The 22,698-nt window shown below is 57.0% G+C and carries 23 protein-coding genes, 1 other RNA gene and 1 pseudogene; 12 read left to right on the forward strand and 13 right to left on the reverse strand.

Annotation, left to right across the window (positions count from 1 at the left end; genetic code table 11):
* Positions 1 to 16: 16 nt before the first annotated feature.
* The 5 genes from ABTW00_RS17605 to ABTW00_RS17625 all read left to right on the forward strand — a co-directional run bounded on the left by ABTW00_RS17605 (position 17) and on the right by ABTW00_RS17625 (position 4,997).
* Entirely contained in the window at positions 17 to 1,048 is a 1,032-nt protein-coding gene (locus ABTW00_RS17605; RefSeq protein WP_433636567.1) for an isopenicillin N synthase family dioxygenase, read from the forward strand.
* Positions 1,049 to 1,073: 25 nt separating this feature from the next.
* Entirely contained in the window at positions 1,074 to 1,880 is an 807-nt protein-coding gene (locus tag ABTW00_RS17610; protein ID WP_064547965.1) for a MetQ/NlpA family ABC transporter substrate-binding protein, read from the forward strand.
* A complete protein-coding gene (locus tag ABTW00_RS17615) occupies positions 1,877 to 2,668 on the forward strand; it encodes a methionine ABC transporter ATP-binding protein (RefSeq protein ID WP_433636570.1) in 792 nt (263 codons plus the stop codon). The genes ABTW00_RS17610 and ABTW00_RS17615 overlap by 4 nt, the downstream gene beginning before the upstream one ends.
* Positions 2,665 to 3,324: a methionine ABC transporter permease gene (locus ABTW00_RS17620; RefSeq protein WP_164092372.1), complete on the forward strand. Its 660-nt coding sequence runs from the start codon at positions 2,665 to 2,667 to the stop codon at positions 3,322 to 3,324. Before ABTW00_RS17615 ends, ABTW00_RS17620 begins: the two co-directional genes overlap by 4 nt.
* 95 nt (positions 3,325 to 3,419) lie before the next feature.
* A complete protein-coding gene (locus ABTW00_RS17625; protein ID WP_433636572.1) occupies positions 3,420 to 4,997 on the forward strand; it encodes an EAL domain-containing protein in 1,578 nt (525 codons plus the stop codon).
* On the opposite strand, the gene ABTW00_RS17630 is transcribed toward ABTW00_RS17625, so the two are convergent.
* The gene (locus tag ABTW00_RS17630) at positions 4,978 to 5,250 is read right to left on the reverse strand and encodes a metal/formaldehyde-sensitive transcriptional repressor (RefSeq protein ID WP_065356860.1); all 273 of its coding nucleotides are present in this window, start codon (positions 5,248 to 5,250) and stop codon (positions 4,978 to 4,980) included. The genes ABTW00_RS17625 and ABTW00_RS17630 overlap by 20 nt on opposite strands.
* 135 nt (positions 5,251 to 5,385) lie before the next feature.
* On the opposite strand from ABTW00_RS17630, the gene ABTW00_RS17635 reads away from it, so the two are divergent.
* Positions 5,386 to 6,222 (forward strand): nickel/cobalt efflux protein RcnA, encoded by an 837-nt coding sequence (locus tag ABTW00_RS17635; RefSeq protein ID WP_433641074.1) that lies wholly within the window; start codon positions 5,386 to 5,388, stop codon positions 6,220 to 6,222.
* Between the two features lie 11 nt (positions 6,223 to 6,233).
* Here the strand turns inward: ABTW00_RS17635 and ABTW00_RS17640 are convergent, their stop codons facing one another.
* Entirely contained in the window at positions 6,234 to 6,848 is a 615-nt protein-coding gene (locus tag ABTW00_RS17640; protein WP_065356862.1) for a YczE/YyaS/YitT family protein, read from the reverse strand.
* 87 nt (positions 6,849 to 6,935) lie between these two features.
* Between ABTW00_RS17640 and ABTW00_RS17645 the strand changes: the two genes are divergently transcribed.
* The gene (locus ABTW00_RS17645; protein WP_433641076.1) at positions 6,936 to 8,363 is read left to right on the forward strand and encodes a PLP-dependent aminotransferase family protein; all 1,428 of its coding nucleotides are present in this window, start codon (positions 6,936 to 6,938) and stop codon (positions 8,361 to 8,363) included.
* A 90-nt stretch (positions 8,364 to 8,453) separates the two neighbouring features.
* Here the strand turns inward: ABTW00_RS17645 and ABTW00_RS17650 are convergent, their stop codons facing one another.
* From ABTW00_RS17650 to ffs, 3 genes are all read right to left on the reverse strand, one after another.
* A complete protein-coding gene (locus ABTW00_RS17650; protein ID WP_065356864.1) occupies positions 8,454 to 8,669 on the reverse strand; it encodes a hypothetical protein in 216 nt (71 codons plus the stop codon).
* Entirely contained in the window at positions 8,666 to 8,914 is a 249-nt protein-coding gene (locus ABTW00_RS17655) for a hypothetical protein (RefSeq protein WP_064547952.1), read from the reverse strand. Before ABTW00_RS17655 ends, ABTW00_RS17650 begins: the two co-directional genes overlap by 4 nt.
* Before the next feature lie 308 nt (positions 8,915 to 9,222).
* Positions 9,223 to 9,319, reverse strand: an RNA gene (gene ffs / locus ABTW00_RS17660) — signal recognition particle sRNA small type.
* Positions 9,320 to 9,403: 84 nt separating this feature from the next.
* On the opposite strand from ffs, the pseudogene ABTW00_RS17665 reads away from it, so the two are divergent.
* Positions 9,404 to 9,796 (forward strand): annotated as a pseudogene (locus ABTW00_RS17665) (MGMT family protein).
* 68 nt (positions 9,797 to 9,864) lie between these two features.
* Here the strand turns inward: ABTW00_RS17665 and ABTW00_RS17670 are convergent.
* Complete coding sequence (locus ABTW00_RS17670) at positions 9,865 to 10,365, reverse strand: YbaY family lipoprotein (RefSeq protein ID WP_065356866.1); 501 nt, start codon at positions 10,363 to 10,365, stop codon at positions 9,865 to 9,867.
* Between the two features lie 218 nt (positions 10,366 to 10,583).
* Between ABTW00_RS17670 and tesB the strand changes: the two genes are divergently transcribed.
* Complete coding sequence (tesB, locus tag ABTW00_RS17675) at positions 10,584 to 11,444, forward strand: acyl-CoA thioesterase II (RefSeq protein ID WP_065356867.1); 861 nt, start codon at positions 10,584 to 10,586, stop codon at positions 11,442 to 11,444.
* Between the two features lie 139 nt (positions 11,445 to 11,583).
* Here tesB and amtB read toward each other — a convergent pair whose 3' ends face one another.
* The 5 genes from amtB to ABTW00_RS17700 all read right to left on the reverse strand — a co-directional run bounded on the left by amtB (position 11,584) and on the right by ABTW00_RS17700 (position 17,479).
* On the reverse strand, positions 11,584 to 12,870 hold the full coding sequence (amtB, locus tag ABTW00_RS17680) for an ammonium transporter AmtB (protein ID WP_064548126.1): 1,287 nt from the start codon (positions 12,868 to 12,870) through the stop codon (positions 11,584 to 11,586).
* Positions 12,871 to 12,903: 33 nt separating this feature from the next.
* On the reverse strand, positions 12,904 to 13,242 hold the full coding sequence (gene glnK / locus ABTW00_RS17685) for a P-II family nitrogen regulator (RefSeq protein ID WP_004858743.1): 339 nt from the start codon (positions 13,240 to 13,242) through the stop codon (positions 12,904 to 12,906).
* A 208-nt stretch (positions 13,243 to 13,450) separates the two neighbouring features.
* Positions 13,451 to 15,229 (reverse strand): SmdB family multidrug efflux ABC transporter permease/ATP-binding protein, encoded by a 1,779-nt coding sequence (locus ABTW00_RS17690; RefSeq protein ID WP_271448134.1) that lies wholly within the window; start codon positions 15,227 to 15,229, stop codon positions 13,451 to 13,453.
* Entirely contained in the window at positions 15,222 to 16,997 is a 1,776-nt protein-coding gene (locus ABTW00_RS17695; RefSeq protein ID WP_433636577.1) for a SmdA family multidrug ABC transporter permease/ATP-binding protein, read from the reverse strand. The genes ABTW00_RS17690 and ABTW00_RS17695 overlap by 8 nt, the downstream gene beginning before the upstream one ends.
* Before the next feature lie 23 nt (positions 16,998 to 17,020).
* Positions 17,021 to 17,479, reverse strand: a complete 459-nt coding sequence (locus ABTW00_RS17700) for an Lrp/AsnC family transcriptional regulator (protein WP_064547940.1) — start codon at positions 17,477 to 17,479, stop codon at positions 17,021 to 17,023.
* 113 nt (positions 17,480 to 17,592) lie between these two features.
* Here ABTW00_RS17700 and ABTW00_RS17705 point away from each other — a divergent pair, with 113 nt between their 5' ends.
* Positions 17,593 to 18,645 carry a PLP-dependent cysteine synthase family protein gene (locus ABTW00_RS17705; RefSeq protein ID WP_433641078.1) on the forward strand — a complete coding sequence of 351 codons (1,053 nt, stop codon included), beginning with the start codon at positions 17,593 to 17,595 and terminating at the stop codon, positions 18,643 to 18,645.
* A 45-nt stretch (positions 18,646 to 18,690) separates the two neighbouring features.
* Here the strand turns inward: ABTW00_RS17705 and cof are convergent, their stop codons facing one another.
* On the reverse strand, positions 18,691 to 19,509 hold the full coding sequence (gene cof, locus ABTW00_RS17710) for an HMP-PP phosphatase (RefSeq protein WP_064547937.1): 819 nt from the start codon (positions 19,507 to 19,509) through the stop codon (positions 18,691 to 18,693).
* A gap of 99 nt (positions 19,510 to 19,608) precedes the next feature.
* On the opposite strand from cof, the gene ABTW00_RS17715 reads away from it, so the two are divergent.
* Entirely contained in the window at positions 19,609 to 21,309 is a 1,701-nt protein-coding gene (locus ABTW00_RS17715; RefSeq protein ID WP_433636580.1) for an SgrR family transcriptional regulator, read from the forward strand.
* Positions 21,310 to 21,376: 67 nt separating this feature from the next.
* Positions 21,377 to 22,072, forward strand: a complete 696-nt coding sequence (gene queC, locus ABTW00_RS17720; RefSeq protein ID WP_271448130.1) for a 7-cyano-7-deazaguanine synthase QueC — start codon at positions 21,377 to 21,379, stop codon at positions 22,070 to 22,072.
* A gap of 148 nt (positions 22,073 to 22,220) precedes the next feature.
* On the opposite strand, the gene ABTW00_RS17725 is transcribed toward queC, so the two are convergent.
* Positions 22,221 to 22,619 carry a YbgC/FadM family acyl-CoA thioesterase gene (locus ABTW00_RS17725; protein WP_064547932.1) on the reverse strand — a complete coding sequence of 133 codons (399 nt, stop codon included), beginning with the start codon at positions 22,617 to 22,619 and terminating at the stop codon, positions 22,221 to 22,223.
* Positions 22,620 to 22,698 lie beyond the last annotated feature (79 nt).

Below are 22,698 nucleotides of genomic sequence, written 5' to 3' on the forward strand. Positions count from 1 at the left end.
CAAAATGGAGAACACAATGAGTCTGACCACCCTGCCAATCCTCAGTCTGGCCCGCTACCATCAGCCATCTGAGCGCGCTGAATTTCTGCAAGAGCTTCGCCACGCAGCCCGCGACGTTGGCTTTTTTTATTTAACCGATCACGGCATCAACGACGCCCTACAGCAGTCGTTACAGTCTGAATCCCGCCGCTTTTTCGCCCTGTCCGACGAACAAAAACAGCAGGTGGCGATGATTCACTCCCCGCATTTTCGTGGCTACAACCGCAGCGCCGCCGAGCTCACCCGCGGGCAACCAGACTGGCGGGAACAGTTTGATATCGGCGCGGAACGTCAGGCGGTTACCCTACGAGAACACGATCCGCGCTGGCTGCAATTACAGGGGCCAAACCTGTGGCCCGAAGCGCTGCCGACGCTGCGCCCGGTTTTGTTGCAATGGCAACGCGCGATGACCGAGATGGCCATGACGCTGCTGCGCGCCTTTGCTGAGTCACTCCAGCTGCCGCCGGAAGCCTTCGACACCCTGTACGGCGAAAAGCCGAACGAACATATCAAGCTGATTCGTTATCCTGGCCAGCAGGAGACGCAGAACAGCACTCAGGGCGTTGGCGCGCACAAAGATTCCGGCTTCCTGAGTTTCTTGCTCCAGGATGACCAGAAAGGTCTACAGGTGGAGGTCAGCGAGGGTCAGTGGATCGATGCAGTCCCGCTGCCCGGCAGCTTTGTAGTGAACATTGGCGAACTGCTGGAGCTGGCGACCAACGGCTATCTGCGCGCCACCGTCCATCGCGTGGTGACGCCGCCCGCCAATCAGCAGCGCCTGTCTATCGCCTTCTTCCTCGGCGCTCAGCTGGACGCCGTAGTGCCGGTTTACTCGCTGCCTGAAACGCTGGCGCGTGAAGCCAACGGGCCACAAAGCGATCCGCAGAATCCGCTGCTGCGCGATGTGGGCTGGAACTATCTGAAAGGCCGCCTGCGATCCCACCCGGATGTGGCGGAACGTTATTACCGTGACGTGCTGCGCGCCCGCAGCGAACAACTGATTGCCTGACACTAAAACAATAAGGAAACACACCATGAAACATGCCGCATTCAAACTGGCAGGGGTTGCACTGTCTCTTTCTCTGGCCTGGAGCGCTTCTGCCGAGCCGCTGCGTATCGCTGCTGACCCGGTTCCACATGCAGAAATCCTTAACTTTATTAAGAAGCAGGATCCGAAGCTGGATCTGAAAATCGTTGAGCTGACCAGCGGCGTTAACGCCAACGAACTGCTGGCCAACGGCGATGTCGACGCTAACTACTTCCAGCATGTGCCGTATCTGAAAGATCAGGAAAAGGCGCTGGGGAAAACCTTCGCCGTCGCCGCGACGGTGCACATTGAGCCGCTGGGCATCTATTCGCACAAGCACAAAGATCTGCAGTCGCTGCCGGAAGGAGCTACCGTGGCGGTACCCAACAACACCACCAACCTGAGCCGCGCGCTGTTCCTGCTGCAAAGCAAAGGGCTGATTAAGCTCGCGGCCAAATTTACCGACCCGGCCACCACGCTGGCAACGCCAAAAGATATCGTTGAGAACCCGCATAAGCTGAAGATTCTGGAAGTGGAATCGCCGCAGATCCCGCGCTCGCTGGATGACGTCGACCTGGCCGTAATCAACGGTAACTACGCGCTGGAAGCCGGACTGACGCCTGCGAAAGACGCGCTGGGGCTGGAGAGCGCCGAACATAACCCATATGCCAATATTCTGGTCACCAACCCGCAGTTAGCTAACGATCCGCGCATCAAAGAGCTGGCTAAAGATCTGACCTCGCCGCAGGTGGCGGAATTTATTCGCCAGCACTACAACGGCTCGGTTATTCCGGTTAGTGCCCCGAAATCATGATCGTCATTGAAGGGCTGAGCAAGCAGTATGCCGGAGGCGGCCAACCGGCACTCAACAACGTGTCGTTTAGCGTTCCGAAAGGGGCGATTTACGGGATACTCGGGCGCAGCGGCGCAGGTAAAAGTACCCTGATTCGTTGCCTCAATTTACTGGAGCGGCCCAGCGCGGGCCGCGTCCTGTTCAACGGAGCAGATATTACGCAGTACGATAAGGCGCAGCTGCGCGCCCATCGTCTGCGCACCGGCATGATTTTTCAGCACTTCAACCTATTACACGCCCGCAGCGTCGCTGACAACGTCGCGGTGCCGCTGGAAATTGCCGGCATCGCGAAAGCGCAGCGGCAACAACGCGTCGCCGAACTGCTGGCGCTGGTGGGACTGAGCGACAAGGCTGACGCCTTCCCTTCCCAGCTTTCCGGGGGCCAAAAACAGCGCGTGGGCATTGCCCGCGCGCTGGCGGCGGAACCCGACGTACTGCTGTGCGATGAAGCGACCAGCGCGCTCGACGCTGAAACCACCGCCAGCGTGCTGGCGCTGCTGGAAACCATTAACCGCCAGCTTGGGCTAACGATTGTCCTGATTACCCACCAGCTGGAAGTGGTGAAAAATCTGTGCGATCACGTGGCGCTACTGGAAGGCGGCGAGCTACAGGAGAGTGGCAAAATTGCCGATCTGCTGGCCTCTCCGTGGTCGCGCCTGCGCGATATTTTGCTGGGGGATGGCGATGAAGAGCGCCGCTTCCTGGCGCGTCATGGCCTCGACAGGAGACAATTATGCATAGTCGCATGAGCTGGGAAGATTTATGGCCGCTGCTGGTCAACGGCACGCTGGAGACGCTGTACATGGTCGGGCTGGCCGCGTTGTTCACCGTGCTGATTGGCCTGCCGTTGGGCGTGTTGCTGTTTATTTCGCGCCGTCATGGGCTGGTGCCGATGCCGCGTCTTAACGCTGTATTGGGTGCCATCATCAATACCGGTCGTTCGCTGCCGTTTATTGTCCTGCTGATTGCGCTGATCCCCTTTACCCGCCTGCTGGTGGGCACCACGCTCGGCAGCACCGCGGCTATTGTGCCCATTACCATCGGCGCATTTCCCTTCTTCGCTCGCCTGACGGAAAACGCGCTGGATGAAGTGGACTACGGGCGGATTGAAGCGGTGTTATCGATGGGCGGCAGCGTATGGCACGTCATCGCCAAAGCGCTACTCCCCGAAGCGTTGCCCGCGCTGCTGGCTGCCACCACGCTCACCATCGTGATGCTGATCGGTTTCTCCTCAATGGCCGGCGTTATCGGTGGGGGCGGTTTGGGCGACTTAGCCATTCGCTACGGTTATCAGCGGTTTAACGATCAGATTATGGTCGGCACCGTGCTGATTCTGGTGCTGATGGTACAGGCCGTGCAGATGGGTGGCGACAGACTGGTACGTTCACTGGCGCATCGGCGCTAAGCGGCCGTCATTTGAACAAACGAAGCGATTTCGCGTAATAACCGTCTGGATTGTCAGGTATACTTGTCGTAATTTGCCCAGGATAAGGACTGGCTGTGACAACTCGACATCTGGTCGGTCTGATAACCGGCGTGCTTATTTTGGCGATTTTCTTGCCGATACTGCTAAGTGTCTGGCTCGCCCAACGAGAAGCGCACAATCAGTTTATCGATGAGCAGGAGACCTACGCCTCCCGGGTATTTATTCGCACCGAGCAGGTCATGAATCAGGCAAAAGGCGCGCTGCGGGAAATGGATTCACTCAACGTGTCCGGGTGTGGTCCGGAACACCTGCAGGCCATGCGCCGTCTCTCCTACTCCTGGCGCTATATCCAGGAAGTACTGTATCTCAATGGCAATACCGTACAATGTTCGTCGCTGGAAAGTAACGGCACCGGTTTTACCTTCCCCCCTCCGGACCGCATTATCCCCGCCGGCTATCGCGCCTGGTACACCGAGAGGAACGATCTGGGCATTCAGCGTTATATGGCGGCATTCGCCTCTGAACACCATATGGTGATTATCGATCCTGTCTCGTTTATTGACGTCATTCCGTTTACCAACTCGACCACCCAGGTCGCGCTGATCAGCACCCATAACAACCGCGTGCTCGCCAGCAGCGCGCCGCTCGACCAACAGGCCTGGCAGCGTATCAAGCAGGAACATCTGTCATCGCTGACCAGCAACAACGTCGTCTACACCGTGCGTCAGTTCCCCGAAATACAGGTGACGATTATGACCTGGTCGTCCACTCTCCCGCTGTCGGCACGTTTACGTCATCAGCTGATGATTTGGGTTCCCGCGGGCATGATCATCAGCCTGCTTGCCTGCTGGCTGATTCTGCGGGTGTTAAAACGCCTGCAATCACCAAAACAGCGAATGCAGGATGCGTTGAACAACGCCGATATTACCGTTAACTACCAGCCCATCGTGTCATTAAGCGACGGTAAAGTGGTAGGCTGTGAAGCGCTCGCGCGCTGGAAGCAACCGGACGGCACTTATCTCTCACCGGAGATTTTTATTCCACTTGCAGAACAATGCGGGCTCATTACCGCACTGACCGAAAGCGTCGTCAAAACGGTCTTCCGCGATCTGGGTAAATGGCTAAGCCTGCATCCTGATGTACACGTATCGATAAATCTCTCAGTCGCTGATTTTCAGTCGGTGGTGCTACAAACTCTGCTACACCAACAGCTGCGAATCTGGCAGGTACAGCCGCAGCAGGTGGCGCTGGAGTTGACCGAGCGCGGCTTTGCCGACCCGAAAACCACGTTGCCGGCAATTCACGCCTACCGCCAGGCGGGACACGCAATCTATATCGATGACTTTGGTACCGGTTATTCCAGCCTGCGCTATCTTCAGGATCTGGAAGTCGATACCTTAAAACTGGATAAATCCTTCGTTGATGCGCTGGAGTACGCGCAGGTGACGCCCTACATCATCGAGATGGCGAAAACGCTACAGCTGAATATCGTGGCCGAAGGCATAGAGACCACCTGCCAGGAAGCATGGCTTCACGAGCATGGCGTTCAGTTCGGACAAGGCTGGCTCTACAGCAAAGCCTTACCGAAAGAGGCCTTTATTCTCTGGGCGGAGAACAATCTCCGGGCGCACGCTACTTCAGATAAGACTTAATAACCTGCATCACCACATCGAGATCGGCCTCTCGCTGCGTCTCTTCGGGCTCTTTCACCACGTGATCGGTGAGATGGCCCTGAATCACCTGCATCATCATGCCGTTTACCGCCCCGCGAATCGCCGCCAGTTGCTGTAGCACCTCGGCACATTCATGGTCGCGGTTAAGCATTTTTTCCAGCGCGGCGCTCTGCCCCTGAATTTTCTTCAGGCGCGTCAATAACATCTTCTTGTGACGAACGGTATGTGACATAGCGGGATCCTTTCTTAACTCCTGCGCAAGCATACCACGGGCGCTCTTTTCTGCGCATTTTTATACTCGGGGGTAGTATACAGCTACTGGGAGGGAGTATAGTACATGCACTTTTTTGCAAGGATCCTGCCGACGATGACCGACTTCACCACACTCTTACAACAAGGCAATGCCTGGTTCTTTATCCCCGGCGCAATTCTGCTTGGCGCGCTGCATGGGCTGGAGCCGGGACATTCCAAAACGATGATGGCGGCCTTTATCGTTGCCATTAAAGGGACGCTGAAACAGGCGGTTTTGTTAGGGCTGGCGGCGACGCTGTCGCACACGGTAGTCGTGTGGATCATCGCAATGGCAGGAATGTGGTTTGGCCGAGGCTGGGACGCGCAAACCGCCGAGCCGTGGTTTCAGCTGCTTTCCGGGATAATCATTATTGCCATCGCCCTGTGGATGCTGTGGCGCACCTGGCGCGAGTCGCACGGTGCGCACGATCATCACCATCATGAACATGAACATGAACATGAACATCATCATGACCACGATCACCACCACCACGATCATGATCATCACACCCACGCAAATCTGGTCGATGCCGACTGGCAGGATGCGCATCAGCGCGCACATGCCGAAGAGATCAATCGTCGTTTTAAAGGGCAGGACGTTACCACCGGGCAGATCGTGATGTTTGGTCTGACCGGTGGGCTGATCCCCTGCCCGGCGTCAATCACCATTCTGCTGATCTGTCTGCAACTCAAGCACGTTGCGCTGGGCGCCACGCTGGTATTGAGCTTCAGCGTCGGGCTCGCGCTGACGCTGGTGGCTTCGGGCGCAATTGCCGCCATTGGCCTCAAGCACGTCAGCCAACGCTGGAGCGGGTTTGGCGAACTGTCGCGTAAAGCGCCGTGGTTTTCCGGTGCCCTGATTATTGTGGTGGGGCTCTACATGATGGGACACGGCATCAGCGCGCTGGTGTGATGCCGTTTTGTTCAGGAGAGCGGCTCGACCTTCATCGGCGCGGGCGGCGCCGCGCGGGGTAGCTGGAACCACGGCAGGCAAATCTGGATCAATGGGCCAATCGCCAGCGCGTACAGCACGGTACCGATGCCAAACGCGCCGCCCAGTACAATGCCAATCAACAACACCGAGATTTCGATAGTGGTACGAATCCGCCGGATCGGCCAGCCGGTCCGGGCGTGGATCCCCGTCATCAGGCCGTCACGCGGGCCCGCGCCAAACCCTGCGCCGATATACATCCCGGTGGCCAGCGCGTTCAGCACCACCGCCAGCAGCAACAGCACGGCTCGTAGCCAGAGTGATTCCAGCGGTGGCATTAGCGACAGCGTCGCGTCTGCCGCCAGCCCGAGCACAATCACGTTACTGATGGTACCAAGCCCCGGACGCTGACGCAGCGGGATCCACAGCAACAGTACCGCCGCTCCGGTGAGGATCATCACCATGCCAATATCCATCGATGCCAGTCCGGCAACGCCCAGGTGAAAAACGTTCCACGGGTCGGCTCCCAGGTTGGCGCGCACGTAAACGGCAGTCGAGACGCCGTAAAGTATTAATCCGATATAAAGCTGAATCAGTCGGCGTAACATAAATACCTCTGCCTGTCGTATTGATGCTTTCATCATCGACAAAAATGGCATTATGATTAATGACCAGTTTTTAAAAAGTGGACTGCTCTGATGCGTCGACGTTCTGCCACCCAATCATTAGTTCGCCTGCTCGGCCAGTGGCAGGAAAGCCCCTCCTCCACGCCGCTCTGGCGCCAGCTTACCGATGCGCTGCGGTTGCTGATTCTTGATGGCCGACTGCCGCTGGATACCCGTCTGCCAGGCGAGCGCGAATTCGCCAGCGCGCTGGGCGTTAGCCGTACGACCATTGCCAGCGCGCTGGCGCAACTGCGTGATGAAGGTTACGTGCAGAGTCGCCAGGGCAGTGGGTCGACGGTGAGACTAGCCGGAGAGAACCAACGGCATACGCCGCGCTTAACTGCCGCCCCAACGCTGAATCTTTCTACCGCCGCGCTGGCGGCGGGAGCAGAAATCCATCAGGCCTATAGCCACGCGCTATCGATGCTGCCGGAGTACCTTGCCACGACAGGTTACGATCAGCATGGCCTGCCCGTGTTACGCGAGGCGATTGCCCAGCGCTACACCGCTCGCGGTCTGGCCACTCACGCCGATGAAATTATGCTGGTCAACGGTGCGGTCAGCGGGCTAGCGCTGATTCTGCGATACCTGACCGGGCCGGGCGATCGGGTGGTGGTGGAAACGCCCACCTATCCGCTGGCGATTTCCGCCATTGAAGGCGCGTCCTGTCGTCCGGTTGCCCTGCCGCTGCCGGACCGGGGATGGGATACCGATGGCCTGGCGGCGATCATTGCGCAGACCGCTCCGCGCCTGGCGTATCTGATGCCCGATTTTCAAAATCCCACCGGGCAATGCATGGACCACGCCACGCGCCAGACGGTTGCCGACCTGGCGGCCCGCACCTGCACGACGCTGGTGGTTGACGAAACCATGGTCGATTTATGGTACAACGCGCCGCCGCCGCCTCCGCTGGCGGCCTTTAACCGCGCGGCGCCGATTATTAGCGTGGGTTCAACCGGCAAAAGCTTCTGGGGCGGATTACGGCTGGGCTGGATCCGCGCATCGTCACAAACCATTGCCGCGTTGATTCAGACCCGGGATACCCTGGATTTAGGTTCGCCGCTGCTGGAACAGTTGGCCACCTGCTGGCTACTGGAAAACGAAAGTACTCTGCTGCCCGCAAGACGTCATCAACTGAAAGCCCGCCGCGACATGTGCGCCTCGCTGATGCAGGAGTATTTCCCACAGTGGAAATTCAGGATGCCGGAGGGCGGACTGTCGTTTTGGGTTGAACTACCGGAAATGATGGCGACGCGTTTTGCCGCACGCGCGGAAGGCAACGGAATTCATATTGGCGTGGGAACGCGTTTTGGTCTGGCCGGAAGCGGCGAGCGAAATTTACGTCTCCCCTTCACCCTGGATGATGAAACGCTGCGTCGCGCGTTCACCACGTTGCAGCCGATATGGGCAACGTTAGCAGGCCAGTCCGGGGGAAATAAGATGCGAAAAATAATCTAACCGTGCGCATACCTATCTCGCCACCCAATAACGAAACCGGCCTGGCGCTGATATATTCTTTAAAAAGATAACGCCAAATAAAAGAATATATTAGTGCTGCGGAGGAATCGGAAAGCCTTTCAGTGAAATAACGAAAGATTCGCCCTCTTTCTTAATTTTTGCACCGGTATCACACCAGTCAGAGGCGATACGAAAGAATTCATCGCTGCCGACGTTCCAGTTGAGAAGAACATGCTTGACGTAGCCCGAGCGTAACAGAGCGCAGGCTTCACTATAGTTACACGCTATTGTCGGTTGCTGTTTCATTTTTTCTTCTTCAGTAATTTACGTAATGCTTTGATTTCTTTAGGTGTAAATGGTGCAACATCCTCTTCCGTATGCTGGCTATCGATGTCGTCTTCACATACACCCGCCTCTTCTTCCGCCGTAAAGCCTAGCAGCAGCAGCTTCTCCGCCGCAGCGCCTAAAGTCAGGCCATTGGCCTCAGCATAATGGCGAAGTTTCTCTTTTACGGTCTCATCAATTTTTACGTTTAGCACTGCAGTCGTCATGTTTACCTTCCCGTCGCAACGCGTCATCCCGAACGCGTGTGTTAACCACTGAAAAATGGTTTTGTGTATTATTTCTGTAATAACTAATACATGAACTCCACAACACATTCCACAAATATATTTTTATACACGACGAGCAATATAAATACCCAATATTAATTTAAATACAATTTATGACGCATATATGACAGTATTATGACAAATAAATGAAACTTAATTGACGCGCAGGCGAGAATAACCCTAATAATAAAAAGGATTAATAACACGACCGAGAATGAAAAAGAAGAGGAAATACAAATGGGTGGGGGCCCTGCCAGCTACATCCCGGCACACGCGTCATCTGCCTTGGCTGCTTCCTTCCGGACCTGACCTGGTAAACAGAGTAGCGTTGCGGGAGAACCAACAGAGCCCCCATTGAGAGCGTTGTTACCCAACGCGCTGGCGCATTATCCCTGCTGAAGCAGGCAATTGCAAGCTATCCGCTTCTACCTGCTGGATTCTTGCGCAATCCGCCCTTCACACGGGACATCAGGCTGATTATGCTAAAGGTTCTGCCTTCAGGAACTGACTATGGATGCTTTAGATTCTTTCCCCCAGCGCGTTTGGCAAATCGTCGCCTCTATTCCGGAAGGTTATGTGACGACCTACGGTGATGTCGCCCGGCTGGCAGGCTCCCCGCGCGCTGCGCGTCAGGTTGGCGGCGTGCTCAAACGCCTGCCGGAGGGCTCAACGCTGCCGTGGTATCGGGTGGTAAACCGTCACGGTGCAATATCGCTTACCGGGCCGGATCTTCAGCGCCAGCGCCAGGCGCTGCTGGCTGAAGGGGTACAGGTCTCGGGGAGAGGGCAAATTGATATGCAGAAGTATCGTTGGCGATATTGAGATTCTGGCGTCGCCGCGCCCGTCTGCGACGAACAAAAAAATGCCCTCACGCTGGAGGGCATTTTCATTTACGGCACCTGAACCGGCGCGGTGTCCTGCACCGGCACCGCGGTTTGCTGTACCGGAACCAGCGTCACATCGGCCTTGGTACCGCCGTGGTTGATGACTTCCTGGATAGTATCGGTAATAAACAGCAGTTTACCGTCGAGGGTCACCGCCGCGCTTAACAGGATGCGGGCGTTAGGCTGAATATCAGCCGGGTTGTACGGCAGCACAAAGCTAAACGGCGCCTGCTTACCTTCGGTACGGGTCACTTTCTGCGACAGCACTTTTGCCGGCGCGTCGGCCAGTGAAGCATCCGACAGCGTGACCGTCAGCACCGCTTCCGGCGGCAGCGCCACTTTCTGGCGAATCCATACGTTACCGGAGACATTCGGCCCCGAAACCGCCGCAGCCTGAGCCGCTACTTCTGGCGCAGGGGGCTGATTCTGACTTTGCTGGTGAGTCTTTGCACAGCCCGCGAGGGTCAGCGCAATTGCCAAACCGCTTAAGATCGGCACGAGTTTCATTAGCATTCTCCTTTTCGCTCACTCAAATTAAGGCTGTTTTCTCAATTGAGTGACATCGCCTTAACAACTTTTACCACTCAAGTGTGGCACATATTTCACATTAATGCCTGCAAATGCCCCATTATTCAGATAATTGAACCCATCGGACCACTGGCGAAACTGCGTTATAATGGAAACATTCACCTGACGCTGTGACAGTAAAAATATAGAGGGTATCAATGAGCCAGGCGCTATCGAATCTGCTGACATTATTAAATCTGGAAAAAATTGAAGAAGGTCTGTTCCGCGGCCAGAGTGAAGATCTTGGCCTCCGTCAGGTCTTTGGCGGGCAGGTTGTTGGCCAGGCGCTGTATGCCGCAAAAGAGACGGTCCCGACCGATCGACTGGTACACTCGTTCCACAGCTACTTCCTGCGCCCGGGCGACAGTCAGAAACCGATCGTTTACGACGTCGAAGTGTTGCGCGACGGCAACAGTTTTAGCGCCCGCCGCGTCGCGGCCATTCAGCACGGTAAACCTATCTTTTATATGACCGCCTCTTTCCAGGCGCCGGAACCGGGCTACGAGCATCAGAAAAGCATGCCAGCTGCGCCATCGCCGGACGGTTTACCGTCAGAAACCGACATCGCCCGCTCGCTGGCGCATCTGCTGCCGCCGCAGGCCAAAGAGAAGTTTCTTTGCGATAAGCCGCTAGAAATTCGCCCGGTTGAGTTCCACAACCCGCTGAAGGGGCACGTCGCGGAACCACGTCGCCAGGTGTGGATGCGCGCTAACGGTGCGGTGCCGGATGATTTGCACATCCACCAGTATCTGCTCGGCTATGCCTCGGACTTTAACTTCCTGCCGGTGGCGCTGCAGCCGCACGGCGTTGGCTTCCTTGAGCCAGGCATGCAGGTGGCGACCATCGACCACTCGATGTGGTTCCACCGTCCGTTCAACATGAACGAATGGCTGCTCTACAGCGTAGAAAGCACCTCGGCCTCCAGCGCGCGCGGTTTTGTACGCGGCGAATTTTATACGCAGGATGGCGTGCTGGTCGCCTCGACGGTGCAGGAAGGCGTTATGCGTAACCGCAACTAATGCGCTTCACGCACAAAAAAGCCTCCCAATGGGAGGCTTTTTTGGCTTTGGAGATAACTCATGGTCCGTCGAATGAGGTGCACACGTCAGTGTCGGCGGATCCCCGGCTTCGCAATGCTCGGCCGGGTTACAGGCGTTATCAGGCGTTGTAAGCGTTTTCGCCGTGGCTGTTGACGTCCAGACCTTCACGCTCCTGCTCTTCCGGCACGCGCAGACCCACCGTCAGATCCGCCACTTTATAACCGATGAAGGCCACCACGCCAGACCAAACGATAGTGATGGCGATACTTTCCAACTGCACCAGAACCTGATGGCTCATGGTGACGCCTTCGGCGTACCCCACGCCGCCCAGCGCGGTTGAAGCAAAGATACCGGTCAGGATACAGCCGATGATGCCGCACACACCGTGGACACCGAACACGTCGCAGGGGTCATCCACACGCAGCCAGCGTTTCAGGGAAGTCACGCCCCACAGACCGGCCAGCCCCACCACAATACCCAGAATCAGCGCACCGCCGACACCGATATAACCGCACGCCGGAGTGATGCCCACCAGCCCGGCAATTGCACCGGAACAGGCACCCAGCAGCGAAGGTTTGCCGCGCAGCGCCCACTCGCCGAAGACCCAGCCAAGGATCGCCGCTGCGGTCGCGACAACGGTATTCACAAAGGCCAGACCGGCAATTTCGTTCGCCGCGCTGGCGGAACCGGCGTTGAAGCCGAACCAGCCAAAATAGAGGATCGCCGTGCCGATAAACACCATCGGTAGGTTGTGCGGTTTGAAGGCTTCTTTACCGAAGCCTACGCGTTTACCAATCAGGTAAGCGCCCACCAGACCGGCTACCGCCGCGTTAATGTGCACCACCGTGCCGCCCGCAAAGTCCAGCGCGCCGTGGCTCGCCAGCAGACCGCCGCCCCACACCATATGGGCGATCGGAATGTAGGAGAGCGTCAGCCAAATCACCACGAAAATCAGCACCGCAGAGAAACGAATACGTTCCGCCAGCGCACCGACAATCAGCCCCACGGTGATGCAGGCGAAGGAGCCCTGGAACGCCACGTGGATGTACTGATAGAAGGAGCCCATCAGATCGGTGATTTTGATATTTTTCAACATGATCCAGTCGAAGCTACCGAAGAAACTGCCGCCGGTGCCGAAGGCCAGCGAGTAGCCGTAAACCACCCACAGCACGCACACCAGAGCGAAGGTGACCGCGACCTGCGTCAGCATCGAGAGCACGTTCTTACCGCGAATCAGGCCGCCGTAGAACAGCGCAATGCCCGGAATGGTCATAAACAGCACCAGCGCGGTACAAATCATCATAAAGGCGTTATCCGCTTTATCCACCGCCGCCGGTGCCGCCATCGCCAGACCCGGCAACAGCGCCAGCGCGCTCAACCCCGTTTTTACCATTGTTTTTTTCATCATCTCGATCCCTATCACTGTGCTGTCTGGGAATTACAGCGCCGCTTCGTCGGCTTCGCCGGTACGAATACGGATTACGCGCTGCAGTTCGGCGACAAAAATCTTACCGTCGCCAATTTTTCCGGTATAAGCGGCTTTACTGATAACGTCGACGACTTCATCGAGCTGATCGTCGGCGATAGCCACATCAATCTTTACCTTCGGCAGGAAGTTGACGCTGTATTCCGCACCGCGGTAAAGCTCTGCATGACCCTTCTGGCGACCAAAGCCTTTTACTTCCGTCACCGTTAAGCCCTGAATGCCAATAGAAGACAGCGCTTCGCGAACGTCTTCGAGTTTGAATGGTTTGATTACCACGGTAACCAGCTTCATAGATCCCCTCCAGTCAGAATTCGGTAGTGGCTGCGAACACACAACAGATAAAGCAAGGGGCGTGCCAGAAATGAAAAAACGGCATTCATGCGGGATAATCAGGGATGGTGTGCGGGAAATCGCGCGACAAAAAAGAAAAACGCACCATGCGAGTGCATGATGCGCGTCACAAATGCATTCTGTTAGAAAAATGCCTGTCTCTGGTGCATCAGGCGGTCAAAGCATCGTCCTGAGCGCTGGCGGCCAGTTCTTCACCGGCCAACTGCAGTTGATACATCTGCCAGTAACGCCCTTTTGCTTCAAGCAGTTGCTGATGCGTCCCCTGCTCTACCGCCTGCCCACGATGAAGCACCATGATGGTGTCCGCCTCCACAATGGTCGATAAACGGTGAGCAATCACCACCAGCGTGGTGTGTTGACGCACGGCGGCCAGCGCCTGCTGGATAGCGCGCTCGGTGCCGGAGTCGATATTGGCGGTCGCTTCGTCGAGAATCAGCACCTGCGGGGTATCAACCAGCACGCGAGCCAGCGCCAGCAGCTGTTTCTGCCCAACCGAAAGGTTATTGCCCTGCTCGCCAAGATGGGTATAGATACCGTCGCTCATGCTGCGCGCCAGCTCCGCCAGTTGCACCGTTTCCAGCACCTGCCAGACCTGCGCCTCACTGATATCACGCCCCAGCGTGACGTTGGCAAAGAACGAATCCGCCAGCACCACCGGGTCCTGCTGCACCACGGCGATCCCCTGGCGCAGCACCTGATGGCTCAGGCTCGACAACGGACGCCCGCCGAGGCGAATCTCCCCCGCGTTCGGCGGATAATAGCCCATCAGCAGGCTGGCCAGCGTACTTTTGCCGCTGCCAGTATGCCCGACCAGCGCCACAAAACTCCGTGCCGGAATCGACAGCGAGATATTTTGCAGCACCATTTTGTCGCCACGGTAGGCAAACGACACGTTATCAATATCAATATCCCCGTTCGCTAGCGGGGCGATATCATCGCCATACTGCTGGCGCGGGCGGTCCATCAGCTCAAAGACGCGCTCACCGGCGACCACCGCCTGTTGCAGCATCGACTGCTGGGTGGTTAGCTCAATCAGCGGCTCGTTCAGACGCCCCAGGTAGCTAATAAAGGCGTACAGCACGCCGACTTCAATAGAACCCTGGGCGCTAAAGCCGAACAGCATCAGCAGCCCGCAGAGAATAAGCGAAGAAAACAGGCTCAGCAGCGGGCGCAACAGGAAGCCGTCCAGCCGCAGGGTTTGCATACGCGCCATATAGTGTGAACGGCTGACCTCGCCAATACGCTCACCAAAGCGCACCTGCTGGCGAAACTGCTGGATCACACTCATGCCGTTAATCACTTCGTTAAAGCCATCGTTGATGTCGGCAAGATACGCGCGCACCCGGCGAACGATCGGCGTGCTGTAACGCTGATAAATCACCATCACCGTCATAACCGCCGGGAAAATAGCAATCGCCACCAGCGCCATGCGCCAGTCGAGGCTGAACATCGCCACCAGCATGGCGCCAATCAGCGCCGCGCTGCGCAGCACCGTGGCAACCACGGTCACGTAAAGGTCACGAATCACTTCGGTGTCGTTGGTCACCCGCGAAATGAGCTGACCAACCGGCTGGGTATCGAATTCGCTTAGCGGCTGGCGCAGCGCGGCGTCCATCACGTCACTTCGCAACTGTTGCACCACGCCGACCGCCGCGCGGTTAAACAACAGCGACTGGCTATAATGCAGCGTCGCGGCCAGCAGTTGCAGGCCAATATAGGCCGCAGCAAGGCCTGCCACTTTCCCCCACGGCAAAATATCTTTCGCCACCATATTATCGATAAAATAGCTGATCAGCAGCGGCCCGCTCACTTCGGCGGCAGCCGCCACCCACAACATCGCCACGGCAATTGACAGCGGCTTGCGCCACGGAGAGCCGTAGGCCAGCAGTCGTTTTAAGGTTGGCCACAGTTGCCCAAAACTACGCATTCACTTCCTCCGGTTTCTCTTCTTCCGGCGCGTCGTTCAGCGCGGCTTCCAACTGTTGATAACGGTACATATCACGATACCAGCCCGCCTGCACAGCCAGTTGTTCATGCTGCCCGTGCTGGGCAATATGCCCATGCTGCATCACGATGATCTCGCTGGCGTCGGTCAGCGCCGATAAGCGATGGGCGCTGATAATCACCGTCCGCCCTTCGCCCCACTGACGCAGGTTATGCAATATTTGATGCTCAGTACGGCCATCAACCGCCGACAGCGCGTCGTCGAGAATCAGGATTTCAGCGTCCAGCAGCAGCGCGCGGGCAATCGAAATACGTTGTTTCTGCCCGCCGGAAAGCATCACGCCGCGCTCGCCCACTTCGGTGTCGTAACCCTGCGGCAGACGCAGAATATCTTCATGCACGCAGGCCAGTTTTGCCGCGTGCTCAATGTCTTGCTGAGTGGCGCTCGGACAACCCAGCGCGATATTGCTGGCAACCGTATCGGAGAACAGGAACGGCGTCTGGCTGACGACCGCCAGACGGCTGCGCCAGGCGTCGAGCTGAAGCTGGCGTAGAGGAATATCATGGAAACGAATCTCGCCGTCATCTACGTCGAAGTGGCGCTGAATCAGGGCCAGAATCGTCGATTTCCCGGAGCCGGTCGGCCCGCAGATGCCCAGCATTTGCCCCGGTTTCAGCGTAACGTTAACCTCTTCAAGGGTCGGTTTGTCCGTTTGCGGGTAGCTAAAGCGGTGTATCGCCACCTCAAGCGTACCGCGCCCTTCCGGCACCGGCTGGACGCCATCATTCACCACCGGCGCTTCCGCCAGCAAAGTGCGAATGCGGCTATAGGCTGCGCTGCCGCGTTCGACAATATTGAACATCCATGCCAGCGCCAGCATCGGCCAAATCATCAGCCCAAGGTACATCATAAAACTGGTTAACTGGCCGAGCGTCAGATCGCCCTGCATCACCATCCAGCTGCCACCCGCTATCGCGAGCAGATTCGCCATGCCGATAGCAATATAAATCGTTGGGTCAAAGCGCGCATCGATACGCGCGACACGCATGTTCTTCACCCCGGTGTCCGCCGCGTCGGCGGCAAACTGCGCGGACTGCCGATCTTCAAGGCCGAAGGCTTTGATCATACGGATGCTGGTCAGACTCTCCTGAGTGCGATCGTTAAGACTGGAGAACGCCGCCTGCGCCACTTTGAAGCGCTCGTGCAGCAGGTCGCCGTAGCGCTTGATAACCAGCGCCATGATAGGCATCGGCAGTAGCGCCAGTAGGGTAAGCTGCCAGCTCAGCTGGGTCGACATGACAATCAGCACCGCGCAGCCCATTACCAGCGAGTCTACCAGCGTCAACACGCCTTCTCCGGCGGCGAAGACCACGCGGTCAACATCGTTGGTGGCCCTCGCCATCAGGTCGCCGGTACGGTGGCGCAGATAGAATTCCGGATGCTGGCGGCTAAGTTGACGATAGAAATCTTCACGCAGTTCGACGGCCAACTGGTAGGACGCGCCAAACAGCAGCACGCGCCAGACGTAGCGCAGCAGATAGACCACCACGGCAATCAGGACCATAGTGCCAACCCACATCATCAGCTTACCCGCCGTAAAGTGGTGTTGCGTCACGCCATCAACCACGATCCCCACCACTTTTGGCGGAATCAGCTGAAGAATGGCAATGATAATTAGCAGGGCCACGGCGCCGAGATAGCGACGCCATTCCCGACGAAAGTACCAGCTAAGTTGAGCAAATAATCGCACGCAGTAAAATTCCAGAGATAGAGTTATTCGATGGGAAGTGCTGTGGTGTATTTAATCTGTTCCATCGCAAAGCTTGAGGTGACATCCGACAGTCCGGGGACGCGATTCACCAGGCTTTTGTAAAAATCATCGTAGCGTTTCATGTCCGCAACCTGCACGCGCATCAGGTAATCATACTCCCCGGCCATGCGCCAGAAGCCGAGCACCTCTGGCATTTGCGTCACTTCGCTGACAAACAGGCTGTACCAGTCGCTGCTGTGATGCTGGGTTTTAATCAGTACGAACGCCGTCAACCCTAAACCGAGTTTTTCCGGATCCAGCAGCGCCACACGCCCAAGCAGCACGCCGTCATCTTCCAGCCGTTTTAGCCGTTTCCAGCATGGCGTGGTGGTCAGATTAACGGCATCCGCTAACGCCTGCAAAGAGAGCGTGCAGTCATTCTGTAGCAAGGCGAGCAGCTTTCGGTCAATTTTATCTAACATTACCTTCACCGAGAGAAAAGTTTTCTCTCTTAATTGTATTTTAAAGGCCAGATGGCAACAATTTTTTCTGCCGTTTTCGCTAAGCTGGGCACAAAATGACAAACGGAAAGATGATGATGAATAGCAACTGGGTCAAAAATGCCATTAGCGAAATTAACGCCGACTATCAACGCAGCGCCGATACGCATCTGATTCGTTTGTCGCTGCCCGCTTTCCCCGGTATTCAACTGTATCTGAAAGATGAAAGCACCCATCCCACCGGTAGCCTGAAGCACCGCCTGGCGCGTTCGCTGTTCCTCTACGGGCTGTGCAACGGCTGGATTCAGGAAGGCACAACGATTATTGAATCCTCTTCCGGTTCCACTGCGGTGTCCGAAGCCTATTTTGCCCGCCTGCTGGGGCTGCCGTTTATTGCGGTCATGCCCGCCTGCACGGCGAAACGTAAAATTGAGCAGATTGAGTTCTACGGCGGTCGCTGCCATTTTGTGGAGAGCGCCTGTGAAATCTACGCTGCATCGGAAAAGCTGGCCCGCGAGCTGAACGGCCATTATATGGATCAATTCACCTACGCTGAACGCGCCACCGACTGGCGCGGCAACAATAATATTGCCGACAGCATTTTCCGTCAGATGTCTCACGAACCTAATCCGGTGCCGTCATGGGTGGTGATGAGCGCGGGGACCGGCGGCACCTCCGCCACCATTGGGCGCTACATTCGCTGCCAGGGCTACAACACGCAACTGCTGGTCGTCGATCCGGAAAATTCAGTCTTCCTCGACTACTGGCAGCACCGCGATGCCAGCCTACGCGGCAGCGTCGGCAGTAAAATCGAGGGTATTGGCCGCCCGCGCGTCGAACCGTCGTTTATCCCGGACGTCGTCGATGACATGCTGCGCGTGCCGGACGCCGCCAGCGTAGCGACAGCACAGTGGCTGGAAACCCAGTTAGGCCGCAAAGTGGGTGCCTCTACCGGCACCAATATGTGGGGCGCGCTGCAGCTGGCTGCGCAAATGCGCGCCGAAGGGAAAAGCGGTTCGATCGTCACACTGCTGTGCGACAGCGGAGAGCGCTATCTCGACACCTATTACAATGCGCAGTGGGTCGCGAACAATATCGGTGATATCGCGCCGTGGCGCCGTGAAATCGAGCAGCTCATCGCCCAATAAAAAAAGCCCGGCATCATCAGATGTCGGGCCTGCTGGCAAGTCTCTCTATTCGGGGGAATAAGGTAGATTTGGTGTATCCAGCCAATGCGTTAAATAGTGGGAAACCGCCTGGTTGTTGCAGTTTCCGATAACCGGCAGATGAGGCAGCGCGGCTTTAAGCTGCCCCATTGCGTTGCCCATGATCACGCCGCGGCCCACCAGCCCCAGCATTTCACGGTCGTTCATCGCATCGCCAAAAGCCATGCACTCTTCCATGCCGACACCAAGATGGTCGCCCAGCACCGTCAGCGCCGCGCCTTTATTGCTACCGCGCGGCAATACTTCCAGACAGTCTATCGCTGAGAAACAGATATCGGCGCGATCATCCAGTGCTTCGGTTAGTTGAATACGCAGGCGGCAGAGATCGTCGTGATCGCCACAGAAACAAATCTTGGTCACCTGATGCGCCGGGATCCGCCGTAGATCGCGCAGCTGGTAGGAAAAACCGCTATATACGTGCGCCTTGAGCAATTCCGGGATCTCGTGCCCGGTAAACCAGCCGTTATCGTTAAAGACGTGCATGCTGGCTTTGGTGTCCCAGTAGGAATGCAGCACCTGCTCGGCGACGTCTGCAGCGAGGTCGCTGCGGTACAGCACTTCGCCCTGTTGGGTATGAATACGCGTCCCGTTACCGGTGATTAAAAACGCGTTCAGCGAAAGCGTGTCCACCAGCGGACGCATCTCCAGCACGTGTCGTCCGGTAGCAAAAGTCAGCGTAATTTGCCGTTCGCGTAGCCGTTTTAATACCGCAACGGTTCTCTCGCCTAAACGATGGTCTGGCATCAACAGTGTGCCATCCATATCAAACGCCGCCAGTCTTGCCATGATTTTTCCCGCCTGTGATCGCTCTCTCTTGTCAGCCAGTATCTGCTGGGATATACGGAAGTAATACTGAATACTTCATTTTTATTGTTCCGGGTTTTCATGCGACTGTTAAACCGTTTAAATCAGTTCCAGCGTCTGTGGCTGCCCTCGCAGGGTGACGATCAGCAGGTCACCATTTCCGAGCTGGCCGCGCGCTGTTTTTGCAGCGAGCGGCATGTGCGCACGCTGCTGCGCCAGGCGCAGGACGCCGGCTGGCTCAGCTGGCAGGCGCAGTCCGGGCGCGGTAAGCGTGGTCAGCTACGTTTTCATACCACGCCAGAGGCGCTGCGCAATGAGATGATGGAGACCGCGCTCAACCGCGGGGAGCAGCACAATGCGCTGGAACTTGCGCAAATTGCCCCGGTTGAGCTGCGGGCGCTACTGCATCCGTTTCTCGGCGGTCAGTGGCAAAACAACACCCCAACGCTGCGTATTCCCTACTATCGACCGCTGGAACCGCTACATCCCGGTTTCCTCGCCGGGCGTGCAGAGCAACACCTGGCCGGACAGATCTATTCAGGCTTGACCCGCTTCAATCACGAAGCCTCTCAGCCGCAGGGTGATTTGGCTCACCACTGGTCGGTTTCCCCGGACGGGCTGCACTGGCAGTTCTACATTCGTTCGACGCTGCACTGGCACAACGGTGACGCCGTCGAGACCGAACAGCTACGCCGCCGTCTGCTGATGCTCTTTGAACTACCGGAGCTGGCGAAGCTGTTCGCCAGCGTGAAGGACATTACCCAAACCCACCCTCAGTGTTTGAGCTTTATTCTGCATCGCCCGGACTATTGGCTACCGCACCGGCTGGCCAGCTACTGCAGCGTGCTGGCGCATCCGGACGACCCCGAGCAAGGGACCGGCCCCTTTATGCTGAAAATCTTCGAGCCTGAGCTGGTGCGTATCGAGAGCCATCATCGCTATCATCAAAGCCATCCGCTGCTCCAGGCGATCGAGTACTGGATCACACCGCAGCTGTTCGAGCAGGGGCTCGGTACCAGCTGCCAGCATCCGGTGCAGATAGCCATCGGCAAGCCGGAAGAGTTGGGCGAGCTACGGCTAGTCAGCCACAGTATTAGCCTCGGCTTTTGCTATCTGGCGTTGCGTCAGAGCCCGCGGCTAAGCATGGCGCAGGCGCAGCGGGTCATCGCGCTGATTCACCGTTCCGGGCTGCTGCAAAGCTTACCGCTAGGTGAAAACCTGATAACGCCAAGCGAAGAGATGCTGCCAGGCTGGGATATCCCACTCGTGCCGGAAGACGATGAGGTTGCCCTGCCTTCCCGCCTCACGCTGCTCTATCACCTGCCGGTCGAACTGCATACGATGGCGGAGGAGCTGAAAATCGCACTCGCGCGGCAGGGCTGTGAATTAACGGTACTGTTCTACGATGCCAAAAGCTGGACCGGTTGCCCCCACCTGCCCCAGGCCGACCTGTTTATGGGCGACAGGCTCATCGGTGAAATGCCGGAATATGCACTGGAACAATGGCTACGCTGCGACGCGCTGTGGCCCGCGCTGTTTACCGATTCACAGGCTTCCCGCGTGCAGTCGGCGCTGGATGAAGCGCAGGCCTTACCCGATGACGCCCAGCGAATTGTCGCGCTGAAGCGTATTTTTACGCGCTTAATGAGTGACGCCATCCTGACGCCGCTGTTTAACTATCAGTACCAGGTCAGCGCGCCGCCGGGGGTTAACGGCATTCGCCTTAACGCCCGCGGCTGGTTCGATTTTAGCGCGGCCTGGCTGCCGCCCACCGCGCGGTGAAGAAGCTGGTCGCCGCGGCGCGCAGGCGTTACCATAGCGGCTTTCAGATTCACTGACAGGAAAAACCATGAAACGTGCCGTTGTCGTCTTTAGCGGTGGACAAGACTCCACTACATGCCTGGTGCAGGCGCTGCATCAATATGATGAAGTTCACTGCGTCACGTTTGATTATGGTCAGCGCCACCGCGCCGAAATTGACGTCGCCCGCGAACTGGCTTTAAAGCTGGGTGCCCGCGCGCACAAGGTGCTGGACGTCACGCTGCTGAACGAACTGGCGGTCAGCAGCCTGACCCGCGACAGCATTCCGGTACCGGACTATGAACCCAGTGCCGATGGCATTCCTAACACCTTCGTGCCGGGGCGCAATATTTTGTTCCTGACGCTGACGGCGATTTACGCTTATCAGGTGCAGGCAGAAGCGGTCATTACCGGCGTGTGCGAGACCGATTTTTCCGGCTACCCAGACTGCCGCGACGAGTTCGTGAAGGCCCTCAATCACGCAGTGAACCTGGGTATGGCAAAAGATATTCGCTTTGAAACGCCGCTGATGTGGCTGGACAAAGCGCAAACCTGGGCGCTGGCGGACTACTGGGGCAAGCTGGATATGGTGCGCGGCGAGACGCTAACCTGCTACAACGGCATTAAGGGCGATGGCTGCGGCCACTGCGCGGCCTGCAATCTTCGCGCGAACGGGCTGAATCATTATCTGGCGGATAAGCCGGGCGTGATGGCCGCGATGAAACAAAAAACCGGTCTGAAATAAGTCTGGAGACATTACCGATATCGCTTGCGCGATAAAACAGGATTGTAGGCCGGATAAGGCAACGCCGCCATCCGGCACCTGCGCTGCGCCGCCTCATGGCGCTTAGCTTATCTGGCCTACACATTACGCTACCTTCAGGCTCAATACGTTACTCAACCATTGCTTCCAGATGCTCCCGCAACTCGCCTTCCAACGGCAGCGCTTTCTGGGTTTTCAGATCGATACACACAAAGGTGATCAGCGCATCGGCCACCACCTGACCTTCAGGATTTAACGTCACCACCTGGCTGAGTACGCCGCTTTTACCGTTTAGCTGCTCGACCTTACTGGTCACCGTCAGCACATCGCCCAGCACCGCCGGGCGACGATAGTTGATGTTGATATTCACGACCACGAAGGCAATGTGGTGCGCGCTCATCCACTGGAACCCCGCGCTATTTTCCAGCCCGTCCCAGCGGGCCTCCTCGAGAAACTCCAGATAGCGGGCGTTGTTAACGTGTTGGTACACGTCCAGGTGATAACCGCGAACTTTGATTTGTGTCTGCATAGCGCCATAGCCTTGTTATTTTAAATTATGAATAGAGTCAGAGGTCACACCACTGGTATGACCTCTTTAGTCTGGCAAA

The organism is Kluyvera georgiana (genome assembly GCF_050990895.1).
GTDB lineage: Bacteria > Pseudomonadota > Gammaproteobacteria > Enterobacterales > Enterobacteriaceae > Kluyvera > Kluyvera georgiana.

Bases quoted from the DNA above. Each gene is read 5' to 3' on its own strand.
- ABTW00_RS17655 (WP_064547952.1), bottom strand. From the start codon at position 8,914: ATGACGACTGCAGTGCTAAACGTAAAAATTGATGAGACCGTAAAAGAG.
- ABTW00_RS17630 (WP_065356860.1), bottom strand. From the start codon at position 5,250: ATGTCACATACCGTTCGTCACAAGAAGATGTTATTGACGCGCCTGAAG.
- ABTW00_RS17650 (WP_065356864.1), bottom strand. From the start codon at position 8,669: ATGAAACAGCAACCGACAATAGCGTGTAACTATAGTGAAGCCTGCGCT.
- cof (WP_064547937.1), bottom strand. From the start codon at position 19,509: ATGGCAAGACTGGCGGCGTTTGATATGGATGGCACACTGTTGATGCCA.
- ABTW00_RS17670 (WP_065356866.1), bottom strand. From the start codon at position 10,365: ATGAAACTCGTGCCGATCTTAAGCGGTTTGGCAATTGCGCTGACCCTC.
- amtB (WP_064548126.1), bottom strand. From the start codon at position 12,870: ATGAAAAAAACAATGGTAAAAACGGGGTTGAGCGCGCTGGCGCTGTTG.
- ABTW00_RS17705 (WP_433641078.1), top strand. From the start codon at position 17,593: ATGATGAATAGCAACTGGGTCAAAAATGCCATTAGCGAAATTAACGCC.
- ABTW00_RS17700 (WP_064547940.1), bottom strand. From the start codon at position 17,479: ATGTTAGATAAAATTGACCGAAAGCTGCTCGCCTTGCTACAGAATGAC.
- ABTW00_RS17620 (WP_164092372.1), top strand. From the start codon at position 2,665: ATGAGCTGGGAAGATTTATGGCCGCTGCTGGTCAACGGCACGCTGGAG.
- ABTW00_RS17635 (WP_433641074.1), top strand. From the start codon at position 5,386: ATGACCGACTTCACCACACTCTTACAACAAGGCAATGCCTGGTTCTTT.
- ABTW00_RS17715 (WP_433636580.1), top strand. From the start codon at position 19,609: ATGCGACTGTTAAACCGTTTAAATCAGTTCCAGCGTCTGTGGCTGCCC.
- ABTW00_RS17615 (WP_433636570.1), top strand. From the start codon at position 1,877: ATGATCGTCATTGAAGGGCTGAGCAAGCAGTATGCCGGAGGCGGCCAA.
- ABTW00_RS17725 (WP_064547932.1), bottom strand. From the start codon at position 22,619: ATGCAGACACAAATCAAAGTTCGCGGTTATCACCTGGACGTGTACCAA.
- ABTW00_RS17640 (WP_065356862.1), bottom strand. From the start codon at position 6,848: ATGTTACGCCGACTGATTCAGCTTTATATCGGATTAATACTTTACGGC.
- ABTW00_RS17605 (WP_433636567.1), top strand. From the start codon at position 17: ATGAGTCTGACCACCCTGCCAATCCTCAGTCTGGCCCGCTACCATCAG.
- tesB (WP_065356867.1), top strand. From the start codon at position 10,584: ATGAGCCAGGCGCTATCGAATCTGCTGACATTATTAAATCTGGAAAAA.
- ABTW00_RS17610 (WP_064547965.1), top strand. From the start codon at position 1,074: ATGAAACATGCCGCATTCAAACTGGCAGGGGTTGCACTGTCTCTTTCT.
- glnK (WP_004858743.1), bottom strand. From the start codon at position 13,242: ATGAAGCTGGTTACCGTGGTAATCAAACCATTCAAACTCGAAGACGTT.
- queC (WP_271448130.1), top strand. From the start codon at position 21,377: ATGAAACGTGCCGTTGTCGTCTTTAGCGGTGGACAAGACTCCACTACA.
- ABTW00_RS17690 (WP_271448134.1), bottom strand. From the start codon at position 15,229: ATGCGTAGTTTTGGGCAACTGTGGCCAACCTTAAAACGACTGCTGGCC.